The organism is Flavobacterium sp. (genome assembly GCF_017744675.1).
Classification (GTDB): domain Bacteria; phylum Bacteroidota; class Bacteroidia; order Flavobacteriales; family Flavobacteriaceae; genus Flavobacterium.
This window is the reverse complement of the sequence record NZ_JAGIAV010000001.1, coordinates 206,465-229,967: the sequence shown is the minus strand read 5'-3', so window position 1 is coordinate 229,967 and position 23,503 is coordinate 206,465. Positions and strand designations below refer to the sequence as shown.

Genomic DNA, 23,503 nt, shown 5'->3' with positions numbered 1-23,503 from the left:
TAAATTTTTGTTGAGAAATTAAACTTCGGTTTCATTTCCCCAATTGGACAATTCTTCTTCGGTCCACAATTTAGGAAAAAAGATGCGTCTTTGGTATTTTGGGTGCATATATTTTTGCCAATCGCTTCCGCCTGTTGCTTCGCCATTGCCTTTTCCGCTTTCAAGTATGTATTTTCTCGCTGTATTAAGGTGCTGCATTACCCAAGTAATATTTACCGTTTTGTCGTAATGGCGCATGGCATCGATCAATGCTGCATTTTGCTGATCTTCAATAGGTAGTTGAATGAATTTTTGCCAAAGATTCTTGGTTTTAAAAGTAGCCATTTGTCTTAAAAACGGCTCTTTGTATTTTTTCTCAAACTCATTCAGCAAGTATGATTTTTCGCCAGTGTGATAATCTTTTCCAGCAGCTTGCCAATAAAGATGTTCAAAGCTAGTTTCTAAGTCTGTATTTTCATCAAAGTTTGCTTTGTATCTGCGATCTGTTAAATTAATAACATCTGTCGAAGCAAATTCGATCATTCTATACTGTGCACTTTGGAATCCGCTGGCTGGAGTTAGTGTGTTTCTGAATTTCATGTATTGATCTACTTCCATACCATTTTCCATGATGCTGAAAGAGTTGGTAAGCATGTCAAAATATCTTGTAATTCTGGATAATCTCTCGCTGAAAAAGTCGACTTGAATGTTTTCTGTTTCGGCAATCTGATCAATTTCCCACAAAATCATTTTAAAAATCAATTCGTTTACCTGATGGTACATGATAAAAACCATTTCGTCAGGAAGTGTAGTACGCTGAATTTGCAGGTTTAGAAGTGCATCGGTTTGGATGTAATCCCAATAAGTAATTGGTTTGGCCCAAAGCAATCCTTCCAATTGAACATCAGTTTTTTGATTTATGGCTTGAAATTTAAGATCAATTTCTTTTAAAATTGCTGCAGAATTATCTGTAGGGTTCATTATTTTTTTGCTTTAAGTGGACTTTGCAATCCTTTATATTCATCGAGATCAGCTTTAAGAGAACCTACGGCTAAATCTGCTTTTATTCTTATCGGAACTTTATTTACATCGTCTGTTATCCAGAGTGTTAAGCTCTCTTTTTCTTTAAATACTCTACCAGTTTGGACCAATGGCTTAAAAACCATTGTAGAAACGGTTCCAAATTTAGTCGTAATATCTTGACGGCCTACATATTTTAACTTAAATTTTGTGATTTCATCATCAAAAAACATATCAATTGTAATGGCTTCACCAGATTTAAGTTTGTTGATGTTGGGATGGTTTCTTAAAAAGTAAAATGCCGATACAATATCTTGCACTTCTTCAGATACCATAATTGTTTTTTCTGAATTACGCTTGTAGTCTTTTACCAAAACTTTATTTTCATTTTGATTAAAAAAACCTTCTTGATTTTTGGTGTAGCCGCCTTCGTCAATTTTCCTAACATAACGGTATGGTTTTCCTGTTTCTTTATCAAAATAACTTTCGTATAAATCTTCTACTTTAAAGAAAAATTTGGACATTCCGGTTGTGTAACCTTTTCCAATAGAGTGAAATACCTTTTTATTGTTTATGGTAGCATCTTTAACTTCAAGAGTGGCATATCCTGCGTTTACAAAACCATAATGTATTCTAAATTTGAAATATTCTCCAGTATCGAAAGCGTCTTCTTTTTGAGGCGCAAAAGAGAGTATAGTTAGTGCTAATATAATGAAGATGAGCTTTTTCATAGTATAATCTTTACGTTTTATTATAAAGGTAGACAAATGCAAATTCTATTCCAAATGTACCAAAACAAAAAAACTCAGTCAAAGATGACTGAGTTTTTATGCTATTAACTAACCAAAAAACTATAAATTATGAAATTTATATCAATTCGGAAGGAAACCACCCCTTCCTTATTTGCGGTGCAAAGATAGATAGAAAGTTCAAAAATAAAATAGCAAAAGTCAAGTTTAACATAACATTTGCAAAAAAAGCATCGTTTTTTGGAGAATTATGCGGTTTTCTATATGAAAATTAACATTTTATAGCGTTCCTCTCAATTCTTGCTCTCTTTCGATAGACTCAAAAAGGGCTTTAAAGTTACCTGCACCAAACCCTTTTGCACCCATTCTTTGAATAATTTCGAAGAAAAGTGTCGGTCTGTCTTGAACAGGCTTCGTAAAAATCTGTAATAAGTACCCATCTTCATCAGCATCGACCATGATCGCCAATTTTTCGATTTCGTTCAAATCTTCTTTCATCATATCCATGTGAACACCCAATCTTTCAGGAATTGCTTCATAATAAGTATGAGGTGGAGCTGATAAAAATTCAACACCGCGAGCTCTTAGTTGTGATACTGTTTTAATAATATCATCTGTAGCAATAGCGATATGCTGAATTCCAGGCCCGCCGTAGAAATCTAAATATTCTTCAATTTGAGATTTTTTCTTTCCTTCAGCTGGTTCGTTGATTGGGAATTTAATTCTTCCGTTTCCGTTAGACATTACTTTACTCATCAAAGCCGAATATTCTGTAGTGATTTGTTTGTCATCAAAAGATAAGAAGTTTACAAATCCCATTACTTCTTCGTAAAATTTCACCCAAGTATTCATTTCGTTCCAACCTACATTTCCAACCATATGGTCGATGTATTTTAATCCAGTTGGTTCTGGGTTGAAATCAGATTTCCATTCTCTATAACCTGGAAGGAAAACACCATTATAGTTTTTTCTTTCTACGAAAATGTGAACGGTTTCTCCGTAAGTGTAAATTCCAGAACGAACCACTTGGCCAAATTCATCTTCTTCTACAGTTGGTTCCATAAAAGAGCGAGCTCCACGTTTCATTGTTTCTTCATACGATTTTGTAGCATCTTCAACCCAAAGCGCCGCCACTTTTACTCCATCACCATGTTTTTTCAAATGTTCGTTTATTGGAGAATCTGCTGTTAAAGGCGTTGTTAAAACAATTCTGATTTTGTCTTGTTTCAAAACATAAGATGCTCTGTCTCGTACTCCAGTTTCCAATCCGGCATAAGCCAATGACTGATATCCAAATGCAGATTTATAATAGTGAGCAGCTTGCTTAGCATTGCCTACATAAAATTCTACATAATCTGTTCCTAATAATGGAAGGAAATCTTGTGCTCCTTCAAATATTTTCTCTAATCCGTATTCTACTGATTTTACTTCTTTACTCATAATTAGATAATTTGATAATGAGAAAATGAGATAATTTTTGAAATGTAATAATTGGAACAATTTTCTAATTGACACATTTTCTAATTTCCTAATTCCTCTTAGATGTTGATATTATTTTATTTAAAATTTTTAAAATTTCTGAAAGATCATTTAATAAACTTTTGCAATTTGGATATTCACTATGGGCATCACATAAAAACAACCAATATTCAGTTTCGTCTGCTTCTTTAATCGCTATTTTTAATTTATGAATAAAATCGGCTTTGCTTTCTGCATTTTGGGACTCTTTCGAATTAGCTCCAATTGATGTTCCGCTTTTTAATAATTGATTGGCAATAACAAACTTTTTTTGTTCTTGAAGTTCTGTAGTGTAATCAATAATGTTTAAGGCGAAATTGAAAGTCTTAATTAAAAGAGCGTTGTCTTTGTATTTTTCGTTAAAAGTCATTTGGGCAATTAGATAATTTGAAAATGTGTCAATGAGATAATTTATTTTGTAAGTTTAAAATTACAATAATTATTTAATTTATACGCTTTTCAAAGTATTATCTAATTGACAAATTGCCATATTGCCACATTTTCTAATTATTCAGTCCATGACTTATAGTACTGGCCATCGTCTAATCTCATAGCTTCTTCAGTAACCATTAACGGACGGAAAGTATCTACCATAACAGCTAATTCCTGAGTTTCTTTGTGACCGATGCTGCGTTCCATTGCTCCAGGCGCTGGTCCGTGCGGAATTCCTTTTGGGTGTAAAGTAATATGACCTTGCTCAATATTATTACGGCTCATAAAATCGCCATCTACATAATATAGTACTTCATCTGAATCTATATTGCTGTGATTATATGGCGCAGGAATCGCTTTCGGATGATAATCGTAAAGTCTTGGGCAGAATGAACAAACAACAAAAGTTGCCGTTTCAAAAGTTTGATGTACTGGTGGCGGTTGGTGAACACGTCCCGTTATAGGTTCGAAATTGTGAATTGAAAATCCGTAAGGGAAATTGTAGCCGTCCCAGCCTACAACGTCAAACGGATGTGTGGCATAAACCACTTCGTGAAGCATTCCTTCTTTTTTGATTTTAATTAAAAAATCACCTTTTTCGTCATGCGTTTCCAATTCGTTTGGCAAAATAAAATCGCGTTCGCAAAATGGCGAATGTTCTAAATGCTGCCCAGATTGGTTTTTATAACGTTTTGGAGTATAAAAAGGAGAGTATGATTCTACGTAAAAAAGTCTATTGTCTTCTGTTTCGAAATCAATCTGATAAATAATACCACGCGGAATAATTAAATAATCGCCATATTCAAACGGAATATTTCCTAACATGGTTCTTAATTTTCCTTTTCCTTTATGGATGAAAAGCATTTCATCGGCATCGGCATTTTTATAGAAATAATTTCGAAGTGACTCTTTCGGAGCAGCCAAACCAATAATACAGTCCTTGTTGACTAACATGGCTTTACGGCTGTCTAAAAAATCGTTTTCAGGTTTTAGTTCAAAACCTTTGAAAAGCAGTGATTTTATGTTTTTTCCGATTGCAATTTTAGGCTCAACCGAATAAGAGTTTAAAATTTCTTTAACCTGTGTTGGTCTGTGTACGTGATAAGACAGAGACGAATGTCCGTGAAAACCTTCGGTTCCAAACAATTGTTCGTAGTAAAAACCTCCGTTTGGTTTTTCAAATTGGGTGTGTCGCTTTTGAGGAAAATCCCCAAGTTTATGATATAGTGGCATGGCTTTTTCAATTAGATAATTAGTAAATTAGATAATTCGAAAATTTGAATTGCAGAGATAATAACCAGATCAATTTTTGCAATTAACTGATTATTTCAATTCTATAGAGCCATTACTCAGGATTTCTCTTGATGAGGAATTGAAGATACTCTAATAAACCTGTCCAATTTGTTTTCATTATAACAAATGTCGTAATTTTTTCGGAGTAAAAATAAAAATTATATTATTTATAACTATAAAATAACTTAGTTTTTTTGATTTAATTTTTATGATGTAAAAAAATAGATCGATTTTGTTGAAGTATTCTCGGTTATACTACTAAAATTGAAACCCAATGCTAAACCATGTGAAACTTTTGGACATTTCTGGAGACCACGATTGTTTGATTTCGATAGGACCGATAATGGTTTCTAAGCCATAGCCCACAGCATAACCAGTATATTTTGGCATCGAAATCCAATCTACACCAGAAAAAATATCATCACCAAGATTCGCAAAATTAGCAGATAAGTTAACGTGGTTTCTCTTTAAAAATTCATAATCCAATGTAACTCCTGTTTTGATGTAGCTGTTTCCGGCAATACTTAAAAAGTCATATCCATAAAAGTAATTGAAGTTGTTGATTTTGCTATACCCGTAACCTCCTAAAATAAAATCAAAAAACGGAACGCTGGTATTTCCAAAAGTGAAACCAGCATCGGCATCAATTTTAAAAGTAGCTTTTCTAAACAAAGTATTTACATAAGAAATCTCTGCTTTAGCAATGGAAAAAGGCTTAAAAGTCTTGGTATAATCTGAAGAAGCCATATAGGTCTGAAGATCTGTAGAAAAATACAATCCAGAATTTGGGTAATATTTTTCATCGAGCGAATCGTACTTTAAATAAGCAAAAGCACTAAAATAACTGCTTTTGTCTATAATATTGTCTTCGTTGGCAAGTGTTGGCGAATTTATTTTTAAGTATTTATATTCGAGACCTCCGCCCATTAAAAATTTCTGAACAAAAATGGTCTGGAAATAAGCCTGATTACTGAGATCCATAAAGTCAACATTAATCAAGTTAACATTCGGATTTTCGTTCAGAACACTACTAAGGCTAGTGGTTACATTTCGATTAAACTGATTCAATCTAGAACGGAAACCAAAACTGATATTAAAGCCGTTTTCTACATAATAATTTAAATCATATCTGAAATTATCTCCCAAAATAATATCCAGAGAAGTAACATCATTTTTTACAAATGTCTTTTTATGGGTAAGGTTTAATAAAATACCACTTTTATAAAGTCCGTCATAATGAAGTCCAAGTTTTAAATAAGTCTGTGTTGGATTTTCTCTTAAAACCAGATCCAGATTGTCTTTATCGCCATTTGGCTGAAGGCAATACGAAATTGTGCTAAAGTTTTGTGTAGCATTTAGGTTGTTTATTCCAGCTTTAAGTCCGTCATAAGTTATAGTGCTTCCTGGTTTAAAACGAAGTTTACCACGAATATACTCTTTGGTGTAATTTTCTAGTTTATCTGTATTTATATCCTGAATATGAAGCGTATCTGTTGCAACTTTTAATTTTGGCTTTTTATAAAAGTCGCTTTCGTTTGTTAAAGATTTGAGTTTTTCGTAGACAGCAAAAGCGGCTTCTTCTCCTTTTCTAATGATTTCTTCTCCGCGATCAAACGAAATAACACCAAAGTCACGAATGTCTGGTTTGATATAAATATCGGTTTCCTTTCTTTTGCCTTTCATTTTTTCAATTGATTGCAGATTTGTAATCTGAACCAAAATTCGAGTGGCATTTTTTAAACCTTTTCTATTTTGTAGATCGTCTTGCACATCTACACCAATAACAATGTCTGCACCGAGATCTCGAACTTCTTGAATAGGGTAATTATTTACCACACCGCCGTCAACTAAAAGTTTTCCGTCAATTTCAACTGGTGTAAATAAGGAAGGAAAAGCAGCGCTCGCCATCATGGCCTGAACCAAATTGCCTTTGTTGAGTAACACTTCCTCTCCAGTTTCAATATTTGTTGCAATACATAAAAATGGAATTGGCAAATCGTTGAAATCGCGAACATGACGCACATTTCTGGTTAAACTGGTTAATAAATTATAATTGTACATTCCTTTTGAAAGCGCTTCTGGAATTCCAATTCTGAAATTGCTGAAAGGCAAAGTAATGGCATACAATTCGTCATTCTTCTTACCATAAAAATTCTTTGAAGAACGCGGAATATAATCGTTTATTAATTCGTCAAAATTGGTTTTTTTGAAAATAGAGTCAATTTGAGAAGCGTTGTAACCAGATGCGTAAAGACCGCCGATTACAGATCCCATACTAGTTCCACCGATATAGTCAATTTTGATTCCAGCTTCTTCCAGAACTTTCAAAACTCCAATATGCGCGAAACCTTTGGCACCTCCGCCACTTAAAACTAATCCGATTTTTGGTCTTTTAACGCTGTCTTTTTTTACTTCTTGCGAAAATGTTTTTGATGAAAACAAAAATGTGCTTAAAAAAACAAATAGGAATACGCGCCAAGAAACTCCTTTTTCGGATTTAGAGCAAAATCCTTTTGACCAAATATTTAAAATGTATAATTGGGATGGGCGCATAAATTTTTAGTTGGTTTTGTAAAAGTCGACAATTTTTTTGGCTTTAGAAACACCAATAACTTCTGAAATTTCTTTTTCTGTGGCTAATTTCAATCTTTTAACACTTTTGAAATGTTGAATTAACGCGAGCATCGTTTTTTCTCCAATTCCTGGAATGCTTTCTACAGAAGAATTAAGCGCCGACTTGGATCGTTTGTCTCTGTGAAAAGTGATTCCGAATCTATGCGCTTCGTTTCTTAAATGCTGAATGACTTTTAAAGTTTCCGATTTCTTATCCAAATATAACGGAATCGAATCTCCAGGATAAAAAAGCTCTTCAAGACGTTTTGCGATTCCTATTATGGCTACTTTGCCTCTCAACCCTAAATCGTCTATACTTTTTAAGGCTGCAGAGAGCTGTCCTTTTCCACCGTCAATAATAATTAATTGCGGAAGAGGTTCATTTTCATCCAATAATCTTTTGTAGCGGCGATACACAATTTCGGTCATCGAAGCAAAGTCGTTCGGGCCTTCAACGGTTTTAACATTAAAATGGCGGTAGTCTTTTTTGCTTGGCTTTCCATCTTTAAAAACTACGCAAGCCGCAACAGGATTTGTCCCTTGTATGTTCGAGTTATCAAAACATTCAATATGTCGAGGTTCAGACGGAAGACGTAAATCTTTCTGCATCTGAGCCATAATTCGGTTAACGTGACGATCAGGATCAACAATTTGCAATTGTTTCAATTGCTCAATTCGATAAAATTTAGCATTTCGAATCGACAAATCTAGAATCTGTTTTTTATCTCCAAGCTGCGGAACAGTTGTTTTGATGTTTTCGCCCAAATCCATTTCAAAAGGCACAATAATTTCTTTTGATAATAACTGAAAACGTTCACGAAGTTCTACAATGGCCAATTCTAATAATTCTTCGTCGCTTTCGTCCAGCTTTTTCTTCATTTCTAAAGTGTGTGAACGAATAATCGAACCATGAGAAATTTGAAGGAAATTGACAAAAGCTGCACTTTCGTCAGAAACAATAGAGAAAACATCAACATTGGTAATCTTCGGATTAATGATCGTCGATTTGGATTGATAGTTTTCTAAAACTTCAATCTTTTCCTTTATTTTTTGAGCCTCTTCAAATTGTAGATTCTGCGCATAAGTGTTCATCAATTTCTTGAAATCCTTTAAACTTTCTTTGAAATTTCCTTTTAAGATTTCGCGAATAGCATTGACTTGCCTTTGGTATTCTTCTAAAGGCTCCAAACCTTCGCAAGGGCCTTTGCAATTGCCAATATGATATTCCAAGCAAACTTTAAACTTACCCGAATTAATATTCGATTCACTTAAGTCGTAATTGCAAGTGCGAAGCGGATACAATTCTTTGATTAGATCTAAAATGGTATGTACTGTTTTAAAATTGGTGTACGGACCAAAGTATTCAGAGCCGTCTTTGACCATTCTTCGAGTAGAAAATATTCTCGAAAAAGGTTCTTTTTTGATACAGATCCACGGATATGTTTTATCATCGCGAAGCAAAACATTGTATCGTGGCTGAAGTGTTTTAATTAAATTGTTTTCTAATAAAAGCGCATCGGTTTCGGTAGGAACTACGATGTGTTTGATAGTCACGATTTTTTTTACCAGAACATTTGTTTTGGCAGTATCGTGAATTTTATTGAAATAAGATGAAACCCTTTTTTTTAAATTTTTGGCTTTGCCGACATACAAGATTTTTCCATCTTTATCATAATACTGATAAACACCAGGATTGTCGGGCAAGGTTAAAATTTGAAGATCTAAGGCCGGTTTTTGCATTCTATTGTGTTTCTGAAGAGGTTCGAGAAGCTTTTCAAAAACCATTCTGATTTCTGAAAGAAGCTTAACATTGAATTAGTTTCAAATTTACAAAATCAAAAGAATAATTTCTATATTTAGATTTTATAATTCTACATGAAAAATAGTGCCCCATTGGTTATTTTTGGCGAATCGATTTTGCCAGGAGAACATAGAACCATAAATGTCGAAATTGCCAGACTGCATACTACAACCAAGTTGAATATTCCTGTTATTGTGCGCCGTTCCAAACAGGATGGCCCAACAATTTTATTTTCAGCAGGAATTCATGGTGACGAAATTAATGGTGTTGAAATCGTTCGTCAGATTATCAGTAAAAAAATAAACAGACCCGCTCGCGGCACAATAATCTGCATTCCGGTCATCAATATGTACGGATTTGTCAATAAATCTCGAGAATTTCCAGACGGGCGTGACTTAAACCGAGTTTTTCCTGGAAGTAAAAAAGGTTCGCTTGCCAGCCGATTTGCATTTCATATAGTCGAAGAAATTTTGCCGATTTTAGATTATGCGGTTGATTTTCATGCAGGTGGAGCAAGCCGTTTTAATGCGCCGCAGATTCGAATTACCGAAAACAATCCTGAATTGAAAGTCTTGGCCGATATTTTTAACGCGCCATTTACCCTTTATTCTAAAAATATAAACGGCTCTTTTAGAAAAACTTCTGAAAATGCCAATGTAAAAATGCTTCTTTTTGAAGGCGGAAAATCTTTAGATATCAATAACGAAATTGCCAATCAAGGCGTTTTAGGCACTAAACGTTTGCTTCATTATTTAGGAATGCTCGATTCTAAACAAATTATGGAGCCTGCATTAACACCTTCCATTTACATAAAACAGTCGGTTTGGCTTCGAGCAAAATGTTCGGGTTTGCTGCATGATTTTAATCTGGTTGGAAAATTTGTAGCCAAAGGCACTATCTTAGCGATTATTACAGATCCGTTCGGAAAATTTGAGCAAAAAGTCAAAGCACCGCATGAAGGTTACGTAATTAATGCCAACCATTCGCCAATTGTTTACGAAGGCGATGCCATTTATCATTTATCTAAAATTCCCGACGATAATGCCGACGAGTAAAAAAGAACTTCGAATAGAATATAAAAATTTCAGAAAAGCACTTTCTTTTGATGAAGTAGAAGAGAAGAGCTTGGATATTGCCAACCAATTGATTCAAATGCCAATTTGGGACAAAACTTACTATCATGTTTTTCTTCCTATCGAAGAACAGAAAGAAGTCAATACAGAATATGTCCTGCATTTGCTTTCTGGAAAAGACAAGGAAATTTTAGTTTCGAAAAGCGATTTTGAAACCAGAAAAATGACTCATTTCCTTTTGACCGATAATACTAAAATCAGAAAGAACGAATATAATATTCCAGAACCAGTTGACGGAATCGAAGTGCCATCTTCTAAAGTTGAAGTGGTTTTTGTACCGCTTTTGGCTTTTGATATTTTTGGAAATAGAATCGGTTACGGAAAAGGTTTTTACGATAAATTCCTAGCCGAATGCAAACCCGAAACCATCAAAATCGGACTTTCTTTTTTTGAATCTGTATCTCAAATCGATGATGTTTTTGAATCGGATATCAAATTGGATTATTGCGTAACCCCAGAGAAGATTTATCAATTTATTTAAATTTCCAATTTTTGCCGATATGCTGGATGTAGACGCACTGCAGTGCGTCTCTACGATTCTGTATGGACAAAATACAGAATTACATTTTACGTTTCACATTTTTCATTTTTACAAAAATCAAAAAAATATTTCCAGACTAAATGCCTCATAAAACAAGGGTTTCCAAATTTATTTTCTCGTAAGAAAAACATTTTAAAATTTTTGGCACGATTTTGCTTACTCGAAAAATTGCAAATAATCGCCTCTAGTACATCCGGAATGCTAGTCCTTATTTGAAGCCAATAACCTTTTATTAATTTTTAAAAATTTACTTTATGAGAAATCTTAATTTCTTTATGATGGCATTCCTCGTACTTACTATTTTCAGCTGTAAGAAAGCTAATTATGAAACTGCAGAAACTGCAGATTCTACAGCTGTTGCGGTAACAACGACCGATTTAACTCCAGAGGAAACTTACATTCCCGAGACGAATACAGAAAGTTATGCAGGACTAGAAGAAAATCCGTTTGAATCTCCGCTAAAAGAACCTCTATCTACTTTTTCTATCGATGTTGATAATGCATCGTATACCAATATCCGCAGATTTATAAATGAAGGGCAAAAAGTTCCAAAAGACGCTGTTCGTGTTGAAGAGATGATTAACTTTTTTAAATACCAATATCCGCAACCAGAAGGTCAGCATCCGTTTTCTATCAACTCAGAATACAGCGATTGTCCGTGGAATAAAAACAGCCGATTGCTAAAGATTGGTTTGCAGGGAAAAAACATTCCAATGGCAAATTTGCCAGCTTCTAATCTTGTTTTTTTAGTGGATGTTTCGGGTTCTATGGACGAGTAGAATAAATTGCCACTACTGAAAGAATCAATGAAAGTTCTGGTAAAAGAACTGAGAAGCATTGATAAAGTTTCGATCGTCGTATATGCAGGATCGGCGGGAGTAGTTTTAGAACCAACTTCTGGCGATAATAAAGATGAAATTATAGATGCTTTTGATGATTTGCACGCAGGTGGAAGTACAGCAGGAGGAGAAGGAATTGAATTAGCTTACAAACTGGCACAGCAAAATTTTATCAAGGAAGGAAATAATCGAGTAGTGATAGCTACCGATGGTGATTTTAATGTTGGCGCTTCGTCTGATGATGATATGTTGAAATTGATTGAGCAAAAAAGAGAATCTGGTGTTTTCTTGACTGTTCTTGGATTTGGAATGGGCAACTATAAAGATTCTAAAATGGAAATCCTTGCTGATAAAGGAAATGGAAATTATGCTTACATCGATAACATTCAAGAGGCAAATCGTTTTCTTGGGAAAGAATTTAAAGGTTCTATGTTTGCTATCGCGAAAGATGTAAAAATTCAAATTGAGTTTAATCCGAATCATGTTCAAGCCTATCGATTGATTGGTTATGAAAACCGAAAACTGAATGCTGAAGATTTTAAAAACGACAAAATTGATGCGGGCGAATTAGGTAGCGGACATTCGGTTACGGCTTTATACGAGATTGTCCCGACTGGAGTCGAAAGTGATTACGTTCCGTCAGATTTAAAATACACTAAAACGCAGAAATCTACCGAAAATCATAGTGATGAGTTGGCAACAGTGAAATTTAGATATAAAAAACCTGATGGCAATAAAAGTATTGAAATTATAAATGTGATTGCAGATAAGAAAACAGACTTAGAAAACAGCTCTCCAGATTTCAAATTCACTACAGCCGTTTCTTGGTTCGGATTAAAATTACGTGATTCAAAATATATCGCAAATAGTTCAAGCTCGGATATCAAAAGATTGGCAAAATTGGGTTTGTCCAATGATGAAGATGGGTATAGATCTGAATTTGTACGATTGGTTGATGCAGTGAATTAATTCAAATTCCAAAAATGAAAAATTCCAAATTCCAATTTTACTTTGGAGTTTGGGATTTTTTTATTTGAAAATATGTTATTGTAATTTAAAATATTTTAATTGTGGATTACTACAGACCAATTCTGATATTCCATTTTCATTTTCTTCTCCAATGTAAGTAGCAATCAAATTTCCTGAATTTTCATCAACAAAATATTGCCAAACCTCTTTGTTTGAATAAACCATTAGCAACGGATTAGAAGTTAAATTTTCTTTATCTGAAAAAATGATTTTTTCCGTTTTGACTAAACTCCACTTTTTTACTTTCGGATAAAGTTCCAAAAACGATATTTGACTTGGCTCGATTGTGATCATTTTTCCAACCACACTATCCGAAGGTTCTCTCAATGCCCAAGACTCAGTAGTAAGCATCTTCCAATTGCCAGTAATTTCTCGAACGTGTTTTTGTCTTTTAATGATTTTTAATGAATCTGTCTTTTTTTCTGGTTGTTCAAAGGAATATTTTTGTTGGTTTTCAAGACTTAATTTTTCTTGTTGAGCCAATAGTGAAAAAGAGAAACCAAATAATATAACTAAAAACAGTTTTTTAATCATTTCAATGTTATTTAAGTGATTTCAATTCCGTATTAAAAAAACTATTTCACTTCTTTAATCGTTGAAGAATCTATCCAACCTTGAGTTCCATCTGTTAATTCGATTTTTTTCCAGCCTGCAATGCTTTCCAAAACATAAACTTTTGCTCCTTCGTGCAATAAAATAATTCCATTCGAAGATTTTTTAGGTTCATGTCTCACTTGGCTTAATTCAGAAAAAACTACGGCAACACGATCGTTTTCAAAATGGCTTTTCTCAGACATTCCGGCTGAAATGCTTAAAGCAAAAGCAACCAAAATAATGAACATTCCAACAAAATAAATTCGTTTTGCTAATGTAGCGTTTGAGAAATAATAACCAATAAAACTCAGTAAAAACACAAAACCAAGCGCCACAGAAATTTTGGCCCAAGTATTATAATCAAAAATAGAAGTAAAGTTCTGAATCAGTTTTGCAAAACCTACTTTAGGAACTTCTTTGATTTCGTCAATCGTTAATTTTTTGGCGAATTTTAAATTATTTAAAGTTTCGGGATCGTGCGGTTTCAAAACCAAAGCCTTTTCATAATTGTAAATCGAAGGCGCAACCTGATTTAATTTGTAATAACAGTTTCCTAAATTAAAATACAACTCTGCAGAATGTAATTTATCTTCTTTTATGATGTTTTCATAAACCTGTGCCGCTTCTTTATATTGTCCCTTTTGGTACAACGCGTTAGCCGATTCAAAGCGCCCTTGCGCAAAGAAAACCTGCGAGATTAATAAAAAGAGATATAGTATGTTTTTCATTTTCTTTATAATAAGATTTTCAACTTTGCGAACTTAAATTCGACTCTATCTAAATCAATTTTCTTAACGAACTTTGCGGTAAAAAATTAAACAATCTGTTTTTCTAATTCAGAAATAATCACCACAGCCTTATCATAATCTTGCTGAATTGAAGCGCTTGATGCTGGTGCATAACGTGCAAATTCGCAGTTTTCAGTCAGCACAATAAAATTCTGCACCGTTTCAGCATTTGCATTTCTAGACAACAGCAATTCTCTAATATTATCTTTACTCATTTCTGAAGTTTCGATATGCAGTTTTGCTTTCAAGAAATTATGCATTGCTTTCTCCAATGCGATATAGAAAGGCTCTTTGTTATTAAGATGTTTTTTCGCTTGCGATAAATATTTCTTCGCCAGCTTGTTGTTCATTCTAATTCTATTTCCGGTAACATCACTATCCATAGCTTCTTTTTTCTTTCTAGCTAAAATGATGATCGGAATGATGATAAATGGTGCAAACAGCAATCCTAGATATAAATTAGAATCGTAAAAATCATTTTTAGCAATCGGAATCAATGCTGTTTTAGATTTGATATTCTTGAAATGATCTGCTGTCGCGACAGCATTTTTAGACGCTGATGCTCCTGTATTTGCCTCTGCAGGTGTTGGTCCATCCAGAACATCAACCATAATTTCTTTTGATGTGATCGTTTTGTAAGTTCCTGTGCTCAAATCGAAATACGAGAACTGCATTGGTTTTATGGCATATTTTCCTCGGTATTGTGGCACAATTGTGTATTTGTCTGTGATTCTTCCAGACATTCCGCTTAGCGAAGTAGTAACTTGTTCGTCATGAACAGGATCGTACATTTCTAATGCATTTGGCACAACAGGTTTTGGAAGCGTAAATAACTTCATGTTTCCAGTTCCCTGAGCACTTACGATTAAGTCAAGACCCTCACCATTTTTAAGTGTTGTTTTTGATGGAGTAACGGTAAAATTCAATCTTCCTACAGCTCCAGTAAATCCTTCTGGTTTTGTGCTTTCAGGAAGAGGTCTTACGTTGATTGTTTTTGCTCCAGCAGAAACTACTTTATTGTCTTCTGTAATAATCATTTGGCCAAACATATCACGACGGTTTGTTGGCAATTGTACGCCAATATCTAGCGAAAGTGGTTCAATTGTAAGTCTTCCTGATTTTTGAGGATATAAAATGGTCTTTTTCAGGATTACATAATAACACCTTTGGCCTTGGAAACTTCCTTCTTCGATAGCCAATTGTTTAATATCGATATTTTGATTCCAGAAATCATTGTATTTCGGCTTTGCTAATTCTTTAAAACCGGTAACTCCAATATTATTGAAATACAATTTGTAAACCGCTGTAATAGGCTCGTTTAAGTACGGATTTGTTTTTGAAATCTCGGCAACAAGAGTCAATAACTCATTTCCAGATCCTGGAGGTCTGTCGCTTGGATCTCTTTCTTGAGCAACGGCATTGGTTACCGTAACCTTGATCGGATTGGTTTTGTAAACTTGACCATTGAATTCTATTGCGGCCTGCTTAATTGTGATTGCTCCCTTTCTTTCAGGCTGCAGGATATAAGAATATATTTTTTGAAAAGAGCTTCGCCCATTTATCCAAGACTGGCTAATCTGCTGGCTTGGTCCCGCCACCATTCTGAATCCTTCAAAAGAAGGTTGCTCGAAGTTGTCTCCGTCAACATTCATAATGAAATCTATACGAAGTCTTTCGTTTAGTCCAAGGGTGTTTTTGCTAACTCTGGCTTCAAATTGAACCTGAGCCATAAGTCCTTGAAAAGTGATTAGAAATAGAATTAGATATCTTTTCATTATTTGTTTAATCGTTTTTTTTAATGTTTAATCGTTTAATCGTCATTTTGTTTAATCGTATTGTTTGGATCAAATAAACAAATTAACGGTTAAACGATTAACCAAATTTTACCAGTCTTTTTCTGTTTTCTTAGGATTAGCTTTTACTTTCTGAGCGTTTACTTTGTCTTGAATTTTCTTCTCTTCATTGTTTACCGCGTCTAGCAAATTCTGAACACGCTCTTTTGATATTCCGCCAGGTTGTGGTTTTGGCTCTCCTTGATTGTCTGACTTGTCATCTTTCTTAGGATCGTTTTTACCATCTTTTTTGTCTTTGTCCTGGTCGCCTTTATCGTCTTTTTTATCCTTGTCTTTGTCTTTATCCTTATTGTTGTCCTTGTTCTTGTCTTTGTTTTTATCCTTATCCTTGTCTTTGTCCTTGTTTTTATCTTTATTCTGATCGTTTTTAGGAGGATTCTCTTTTAATTTTTGTTTGGCATAAGCATAATTGTAACGCGTTTCTTCATCGGTTGGGTCATTCCGAAGTGCTTGTTTGTAAGCTTCAACTGCCTGCGTATAATCTTTCTCTTTCATGAAAGTGTTTCCAAGATTATGATAAGCTTTGTGCTTTTCAGGCCTCGTTTTGGCATTTTTTATGGCTTTCGCGTAAGCAAATTTAGCTTCCGAAATCTGATTTTGTCTATAAATGGTATTTCCTAAATTATATGCCGCAGCTGATTTTTTAGGAAATTTTGATTCCGAAATTCTATAGTTTGCCTCAGCATCAGTAAATTTATTCTGTTTATATTCTTCATTCCCGGCAGGCAATGTTTTGTCTTTTTCTTGAGCAGAAACTGCAAAAGAAACTGTTAGTAAAATATAAAGGAGTAAATTTTTCATTCTAATTTTGTTTTTTGTTTGCCACGAATTTGCTTCGCCTGTTCACTATCGTTCGAGTCACCAATTGTCACTAATTAATTCGTTACTTATTATTTGAATTTCACAAAACTTTGCTGTTTGTTTTCGCGTGAATTTGAGTAATTAGTGGCTAACTTTTTTATTTCTTTTCATTAAATAAATCCAATTCTTTGATCCAGCTTGTTTTTCTTTCCAATAAGAAAAGATCTAGGAAAAGCAATAAAAATGCAAATCCGATAAACCATTGAAACTGCGATTGAAATTCGGCCATTTGTGTAGCTTCAAATTCAGTTTTCTGAATATTGTTTAAAGCATTTTTTACATATTCTAAAACTTCTTTGGTGCTTCCGCCGTAAACATAACCGCCTTTTGTTGCTTTTGCAATAGTTTTTAAACCTTCTTGATTTAATTTGGTGATTACCGTTTCTCCATTTTGATCTTTCTGATATCCTCTAACAACACCATTTTCTTTTAACGGAATTGTGCCTCCTTTTTCTGTTCCAACACCAATTGTTATGATTTTCATTCCTAATTTATTGGCTTCTTCTGCAGCAGCAGCGGCACCTTCAGAATGATCTTCACCATCAGAAATTAGGATTAATAATTTGCTGGTTTTACTTTTTTCGTCAAAGTAAGTCGAAGACAATTTAATCGCTTCATCCAAAGAGGTTCCTTGAGACGAAACCATTCCTGGACTCATACTTTGCAAGAACATTTTGGCAACACTGTAATCGGATGTGATAGGTAAAACTGGGAAAGCGCTTCCTGCATACGCTACGATTCCGATTCTGTCACTTCCTAAATTATTAATAATTTGAGAAACCAGCTGTTTGCTTTTATCCAAACGGCTAGGAACGACGTCTTCTGCAAGCATACTTTTAGAAACATCGACAGCAAAAACAATATCGATACCTTCTCGTTTTACGGTTTCCATTTTGGTTCCAATCTTCGGATTTACCAAACCAATAATCAAGCAAGTAAGCGCCAGAAGAATTACTACGATTTTTAAAATAGGTTTAAAAACCGATTTCTCTGGGCTCAATCTTTTTACCATTTCCAAATCACCAAATTCGCGCTGTGTTCTTCTTTTCCAATAAAGATTGAAAAGAAAAATACATACCACAATTGGGATAAGTAATAAGAGATATAAATATTTTTTTTCGTCTAATTCCATAAATGTTTTAAAATTCCAATCCCATCTTTGTCGGGATAAATTCCAAATTCCAATTCCCTTTTTAATCTTCAAATTCCAAATTCCAAATTGTTATTTGGTCCCTATAGTTATCGGGAGGAATTTTTGGATTTTGAAAAAATCAAATAAAACTTCTGTAAACCGTATTTCTTAATCCAACTTCTAATAATAGCAAGAACCCTGCAAACAAAACAAAAATTCTGTATTTTTCGTCGTAATCGTAGAATTTCAATTCTTGAATTTCTGTTGTTTCTAGTTTATTGATCGAGTTGTATATTTCTGCTAATTTATCGTTGCTTGTTGCTCTAAAATAAGTTCCATCGGTTTTTCTAGCGATGTTTCTCATCAACTTTTCATCGATTTCAACTTTTTGCATTTTGAACAAGAAACCGCCGTTTGGAGCGTATGCGTATGGTGATTCTGCCATTCCGTTGGTTCCAAGACCAATCGTATATACTTTAATTCCGTATTGTTTTGCAATATCAGATGCTGTTTCTGGTTCAATAAAACCTGCATTATTAACTCCATCGGTAAGTAAAATAATAACGCGGCTTTTTGCTTTACTGTCTTTCAAACGGTTTACGGCAGTTGCCAATCCCATTCCGATGCCTGTTCCATCTTGTAAAACAGTATCATATTTAATGCCTTTTATGGCTTCAAGAATAATGGCTTTATCGCTTGTAACTGGAGTTTTAGTATAAGCTTCAGAAGCATATAAAACTAATCCGATTCTATCATTTGGTCTTTCTTCTACGAAATCGGCGGCTACTCTTTTTAAAGCCTCCATACGATTTGGCTTTAAATCTTTTGCTAGCATCGATCCAGAAACGTCAATTGCCATTACAATATCAATTCCTTTTGTTGTTTTAGTCTGATTGCTGATGTCTACTGTTCTTGGTCGTGCCAAGGCAATTATTAGCGAACTTAAAGCAAGAATTCTAAAAACGTATAAGCAAGGTTTTAATTTCGTAAGTAAAGATTCGCTGTTTTGGAACCCAGCTGTCGAACTCATTTTTAAGGTAGCCGACTGCTGGTTGCGTTTCCAGAAAAACCAAATTATTGCAATCGGGATTAATAGAAACAACCAAAGAAATTCTGGATTTAAAAAACTGATATTGCCCATTAGTTGCTTGCTCTTTGAAGTTCAACAGAATTTAATACTCGGGTTGTAATGTCATTCGCATAAGTATCACCTTCTTCATGTAAAATCATGATTTGCTGTAAACCTTGATCTTGTTTGAAAAGCAATAATTCGTAATATGCTTTTGTACTTGTTTTGGTTGCTGGATTTAGAATCGACATTGTTCCGTAACCTTTTACTCCCTGAATACCTTCATTAGTTTGAAAATCTTCTTGTTTTACAATAATATTTTGTCCGCCTTGCGCTTCGATTACTTTTAAAGATCCTTCTAGAGCTTTAGATAAATCGATATCAGTTGGCTGTTTGAATTTTGTTGTAGAAACCGTAATGTAAAAATTGTCGATCATGCTTCCGTATGCAAACAGCTGCATTTCTTTAATTAATGCCATGGTTTCTTTTGGAAGTACTTTTTCGGCATCCATTCTTTTTAAGACCTTTGGAGTTTCAATAAGAACGGCTGGATTTCCGTAAGCACTTTTTACCCATTCTCCTTCTAATAATTCTTTAGACGGATGTCCAATGATGTTGTCTTTTACGTAGTTGAATCCTTTAGTAACCACAAAGAAAGTCGTTGTTGCAAACAATAAAAATATGATAGCCGCAACTGTGTAACCAATTCTAGCATTACGTTTTTTGCGCAGTTGTTCCTTAATTTGTTTTTGTCTTTGCGCTTCGTTCAATAACTGATCTTCAATATTTTCTGGAACTTCAGTTGGGATAGCATTGTCAAGTGTTAAAATGACTTTCTGAATTTTATTTCTATCTTCAGTAATTTCAAATTCAAGCGGTTTCGATTTTGCAAATTTTACCAAATCGGCCTGACGTAAAACGCGCTCCAGATTCTCAACTGTTTCTGGCGTAAGGGTCATTTTCTTTTTGGTAGAAGCTTCTCTAATTGCGGTAATTAATTCAGAAGTCGTACTTTCCATTGCCGGAATGTGAATGGCTTCTTCGATATAATTTCTAGCAATATCTGTAAGTTCGCTATAGTATTCTTTAATTTCTCCTTTTTGTACAAGTTCTTTTTGTTCTAGGTTGTTTAATAAACTTGTTGCTTTCTCGATAGGCGTTTTATAAACTTCTTCTTCGATTTTTTTCAGCTGGCGTTTTTTAACATACCAGTAAACGAAAGCGCCAACACCTAAAATTGCTAGAACTATTAAGACATAAATCCACCAGTTTCCAATTCCTTCATCAACAGAAGAAATATCTTTGATGTCGTACATTTTCTGCTGTAAAGTATCGACTTTCACAGCGGCAACTTCAACTTTTAGCGAATCAGAATAAAAAGCTTTTTTATCGATTAAAATTTTAATGCTAGGAATTGTATAACGGCCAGAATCAAATTGTGTTAAACCATATTTTTTGATAAGTTCGTAATTGGTAGCATCTTTCTTAACCGTATCAATTGGATAAGATTGAATTACTTCTAACGGACCAATATTTTTAAGTTTAGGAAATTCAACTTTTGCTGTTGAAGATACAACTGTCTTAAGCGTCAGTTTGAACTCAGCACCAATTTTGTTTTTGGTGGTATCAATACTTGTTTCTACTTGTTTTTGAGCAAAAACAGTAGAAGTAAGTAAAAATAAAAATATATAAAGTTTAAATTTCATTTGATTAACGATTGAAGATTAACGATTTCTGATTTTTGATTTTTCCAAGGATTGTCAATAGTTTCTAAAATTGTAATCTTTAATTTTTATGAATTGATTTTTGATGTTTTAATGCTGGATACAAAAATTGAAATTAATTGATTTGCTTCTATTTTTACTTGCATTAAACCTTCACGGTCTGTTGATAAATTTGCTTTTTCTATAATTTTTAAACATACAAATGTTTCTCTTAATTCTTTTAAACAAATTCCCATTTTATGAATAAAATCTTTTTTGCTTTCTGCACTTTGCGCTTCTCCGTAATTCAAAGCTGGCGATGTTCCTGATCTAATTATTTGTCCCGACAAATGATTTCCTGCATAATTTTTCTCAAACTTACTTGCTATAATTATAATTGTTGCAGCAAAATCAATCAATCTATTTTCTAATTCTTGTTTAGTCATTTTTAAATACTTCCTTAATCATAAATCATTCAATATCATAAATCAAAAATCGTTAATCAAAAATCAAAAATCTCTATCTCGATTTGAAATAGCCTAATAGTTTAGTTACATAATTTTCATCAACTCTGGTGTTGACAATTCCTGCTCCTGATTTACGAAACGTATCTTTAAAGTAATTCAGCTTTTCTTGATAATGTTTCTCGTAATTCATTCGAACAGTTTTTGAACCGGTATCGACCAATTGAATTTTTCCTGTTTCGGCATCCAGCATGTGAACCATTCCTAAATTTGGAATTTTTTCTTCACGAATATCGTACACACGAACTCCTGTGATGTCGTGTTTTTTAGAAGCAATTTTTAAAGTATGCTCATAAGAATCAGACATAAAATCGGAAATCATAAAAACGATCGCTTTCTTTTTTTGGGTTCCAGATAAAAACTTCAAAGCTTGTGCAACGTCTGTTTTCTGGCTTTTTGGTTCAAATTCGATCAATTCACGAATAATGCGAAGTACGTGCGAACGTCCTTTTTTGGGCGGAATATATAATTCTACAGTATCAGAAAATAATATTAAACCAATTTTGTCATTATTCTGTGTAGCCGAAAAAGCCATCGTTGCCGCAATTTCGGTGACGATGTCTTTTTTGAATTGATTTTTAGAACCAAAAGATTCCGAACCCGAAATATCGACCATTAAAACCATGGTTAATTCGCGTTCTTCTTCAAATACTTTTACGTGAGCTTCGTTGTAGCGTGCGGTTACATTCCAATCGATGTTACGAATATCATCTCCGTATTGGTATTGACGCACCTCGCTAAACGTCATTCCTCGTCCTTTAAATGAAGAGTGGTATTCTCCCGAAAAGATGTGATTGCTCAATCTTTTGGTCTTGATTTCTATTTTCCGTACTTTTTTTAAAAGCTCTTTTGTATCCATTTTTTTGAGTGTTCAGTGATCAGTTAGAAAGTGATCAGTATAGTTCAAATCCTAAAAGTCATTCTGTCTTTTATAAGTGTTCAGATATTTAGGGGCAGCAATCACTGAACACTAAAATCTGAACATTGAGCACTTTATTTAAGGTACCTCAATCTCGTTAACGATTTTGTTGATAATGTCTACAGAAGTAATGTTTTCTGCTTCTGCTTCGTAAGTGATTCCAACTCTGTGACGTAACACATCGTGAACAACTGCACGAACGTCTTCTGGAATTACATAACCACGACGTTTGATGAAAGCATAACATTTTGCAGCATTAGCCAAGTTGATACTTCCACGAGGAGAAGCTCCAAAACTGATAAGCGGTTTTAAATCGGCTAATTTGTATTTTTCTGGGTAACGTGTAGCGAAAATAATATCAAGGATATATTTCTCGATTTTTTCGTCCATATAAACTTCACGAACAGCTTCCTGAGCACGTAAAATCTGATCTACAGATACAACGGGATTTACTTTTTCGAATGAACCTTTTAAGTTCTGGCGAATTACAAAACGCTCTTCGTCAATTTTTGGATAATCGATAACAGTTTTTAGCATAAAACGGTCAACTTGTGCTTCAGGAAGCGCATATGTTCCTTCTTGCTCCACTGGGTTTTGTGTTGCTAATACTAAAAACGGACGGTCTAATTTGAAAGTAGAATCTCCAATAGTAACTTGTTTCTCCTGCATTGCCTCTAATAACGCTGACTGAACCTTTGCAGGTGCACGGTTAATCTCATCGGCAAGTACGAAATTGGCGAAAATTGGTCCTTTTTTAATTGAGAACTCATTTGCTTTAATATTGTAAATCATGGTTCCGATAACATCGGCAGGTAATAAATCTGGCGTAAACTGGATACGGCTGAAAGATCCTTGAACCGCTTGAGAAAGCGTGTTAATGGCCAAAGTTTTTGCCAAACCAGGAACTCCTTCCAATAAAATATGCCCTTGTCCAAGTAATCCGATCAATAGACGCTCGACCATATGTTTCTGACCCACAATAACTTTGTTCATTTCCATTGTAAGAAGGTCTATAAAAGCACTTTCTCTTTCAATTTTTTCATTTATCGCTCTAATGTCTAAAGTCGTTGTATTTTCTTCCATATAAATATTTTTAAAACCTTGATTTTTACG

At 34.1% G+C, this 23,503-nt stretch carries 19 protein-coding genes and 1 pseudogene; 3 read left to right on the top strand and 17 right to left on the bottom strand.

Annotated features, from left to right (window positions below):
• Window positions 1–18 precede the first annotated feature (18 nt).
• The 7 genes from J7574_RS01045 to uvrC form a co-directional block, all read right to left on the bottom strand.
• Window positions 19–960 carry a tryptophan 2,3-dioxygenase family protein gene (locus J7574_RS01045; RefSeq protein WP_290963041.1) on the bottom strand — a complete coding sequence of 314 codons (942 nt, stop codon included), beginning with the start codon at window positions 958–960 and terminating at the stop codon, window positions 19–21.
• Window positions 960–1,730, bottom strand: a complete 771-nt coding sequence (locus J7574_RS01040; protein ID WP_290963038.1) for a DUF3108 domain-containing protein — start codon at window positions 1,728–1,730, stop codon at window positions 960–962. Before J7574_RS01040 ends, J7574_RS01045 begins: the two co-directional genes overlap by 1 nt.
• A gap of 297 nt (window positions 1,731–2,027) precedes the next feature.
• Complete coding sequence (hppD, locus tag J7574_RS01035; RefSeq protein ID WP_008465353.1) at window positions 2,028–3,188, bottom strand: 4-hydroxyphenylpyruvate dioxygenase; 1,161 nt, start codon at window positions 3,186–3,188, stop codon at window positions 2,028–2,030.
• Window positions 3,189–3,276: 88 nt separating this feature from the next.
• Window positions 3,277–3,636 carry a four helix bundle protein gene (locus J7574_RS01030; RefSeq protein WP_290963035.1) on the bottom strand — a complete coding sequence of 120 codons (360 nt, stop codon included), beginning with the start codon at window positions 3,634–3,636 and terminating at the stop codon, window positions 3,277–3,279.
• A 137-nt stretch (window positions 3,637–3,773) separates the two neighbouring features.
• Window positions 3,774–4,931, bottom strand: a complete 1,158-nt coding sequence (locus J7574_RS01025; RefSeq protein ID WP_290963033.1) for a homogentisate 1,2-dioxygenase — start codon at window positions 4,929–4,931, stop codon at window positions 3,774–3,776.
• Window positions 4,932–5,249: 318 nt separating this feature from the next.
• Window positions 5,250–7,544 (bottom strand): patatin-like phospholipase family protein, encoded by a 2,295-nt coding sequence (locus J7574_RS01020; protein WP_290963031.1) that lies wholly within the window; start codon window positions 7,542–7,544, stop codon window positions 5,250–5,252.
• Window positions 7,545–7,550: 6 nt separating this feature from the next.
• Window positions 7,551–9,344 carry an excinuclease ABC subunit UvrC gene (gene uvrC, locus J7574_RS01015; protein ID WP_290963029.1) on the bottom strand — a complete coding sequence of 598 codons (1,794 nt, stop codon included), beginning with the start codon at window positions 9,342–9,344 and terminating at the stop codon, window positions 7,551–7,553.
• Window positions 9,345–9,479: 135 nt separating this feature from the next.
• Between uvrC and J7574_RS01010 the strand changes: the two genes are divergently transcribed.
• The 3 genes and pseudogenes from J7574_RS01010 to J7574_RS01000 form a co-directional block, all read left to right on the top strand.
• Window positions 9,480–10,460 (top strand): succinylglutamate desuccinylase/aspartoacylase family protein, encoded by a 981-nt coding sequence (locus J7574_RS01010; RefSeq protein WP_290963027.1) that lies wholly within the window; start codon window positions 9,480–9,482, stop codon window positions 10,458–10,460.
• On the top strand, window positions 10,447–11,019 hold the full coding sequence (locus J7574_RS01005) for a 5-formyltetrahydrofolate cyclo-ligase (RefSeq protein WP_290963025.1): 573 nt from the start codon (window positions 10,447–10,449) through the stop codon (window positions 11,017–11,019). Before J7574_RS01010 ends, J7574_RS01005 begins: the two co-directional genes overlap by 14 nt.
• A gap of 479 nt (window positions 11,020–11,498) precedes the next feature.
• Window positions 11,499–12,887 (top strand): annotated as a pseudogene (locus tag J7574_RS01000) (von Willebrand factor type A domain-containing protein); the annotation flags it as partial.
• Window positions 12,888–12,962: 75 nt separating this feature from the next.
• Here the strand turns inward: J7574_RS01000 and J7574_RS00995 are convergent.
• The 10 genes from J7574_RS00995 to J7574_RS00950 all read right to left on the bottom strand — a co-directional run bounded on the left by J7574_RS00995 (window position 12,963) and on the right by J7574_RS00950 (window position 23,473).
• Complete coding sequence (locus tag J7574_RS00995) at window positions 12,963–13,481, bottom strand: hypothetical protein (RefSeq protein ID WP_290963023.1); 519 nt, start codon at window positions 13,479–13,481, stop codon at window positions 12,963–12,965.
• Between the two features lie 41 nt (window positions 13,482–13,522).
• Window positions 13,523–14,269, bottom strand: a complete 747-nt coding sequence (locus J7574_RS00990) for a tetratricopeptide repeat protein (RefSeq protein WP_290963021.1) — start codon at window positions 14,267–14,269, stop codon at window positions 13,523–13,525.
• An 86-nt stretch (window positions 14,270–14,355) separates the two neighbouring features.
• Window positions 14,356–16,104 carry a BatD family protein gene (locus J7574_RS00985; protein ID WP_290963019.1) on the bottom strand — a complete coding sequence of 583 codons (1,749 nt, stop codon included), beginning with the start codon at window positions 16,102–16,104 and terminating at the stop codon, window positions 14,356–14,358.
• Between the two features lie 108 nt (window positions 16,105–16,212).
• A complete protein-coding gene (locus J7574_RS00980) occupies window positions 16,213–16,983 on the bottom strand; it encodes a tetratricopeptide repeat protein (protein ID WP_290963017.1) in 771 nt (256 codons plus the stop codon).
• A 157-nt stretch (window positions 16,984–17,140) separates the two neighbouring features.
• Window positions 17,141–18,175, bottom strand: coding sequence for a VWA domain-containing protein (locus tag J7574_RS00975; RefSeq protein WP_290963015.1), 1,035 nt, complete (start codon window positions 18,173–18,175; stop codon window positions 17,141–17,143).
• A 139-nt stretch (window positions 18,176–18,314) separates the two neighbouring features.
• Window positions 18,315–19,316: a VWA domain-containing protein gene (locus J7574_RS00970; protein ID WP_290963014.1), complete on the bottom strand. Its 1,002-nt coding sequence runs from the start codon at window positions 19,314–19,316 to the stop codon at window positions 18,315–18,317.
• Complete coding sequence (locus J7574_RS00965) at window positions 19,316–20,950, bottom strand: hypothetical protein (RefSeq protein ID WP_290963012.1); 1,635 nt, start codon at window positions 20,948–20,950, stop codon at window positions 19,316–19,318. Before J7574_RS00965 ends, J7574_RS00970 begins: the two co-directional genes overlap by 1 nt.
• Window positions 20,951–21,036: 86 nt before the next feature.
• A complete protein-coding gene (locus J7574_RS00960) occupies window positions 21,037–21,393 on the bottom strand; it encodes a four helix bundle protein (RefSeq protein ID WP_290963010.1) in 357 nt (118 codons plus the stop codon).
• A gap of 73 nt (window positions 21,394–21,466) precedes the next feature.
• Window positions 21,467–22,330: a DUF58 domain-containing protein gene (locus J7574_RS00955; protein WP_290963008.1), complete on the bottom strand. Its 864-nt coding sequence runs from the start codon at window positions 22,328–22,330 to the stop codon at window positions 21,467–21,469.
• 138 nt (window positions 22,331–22,468) lie between these two features.
• Window positions 22,469–23,473 (bottom strand): MoxR family ATPase, encoded by a 1,005-nt coding sequence (locus J7574_RS00950; RefSeq protein WP_008465328.1) that lies wholly within the window; start codon window positions 23,471–23,473, stop codon window positions 22,469–22,471.
• Window positions 23,474–23,503 lie beyond the last annotated feature (30 nt).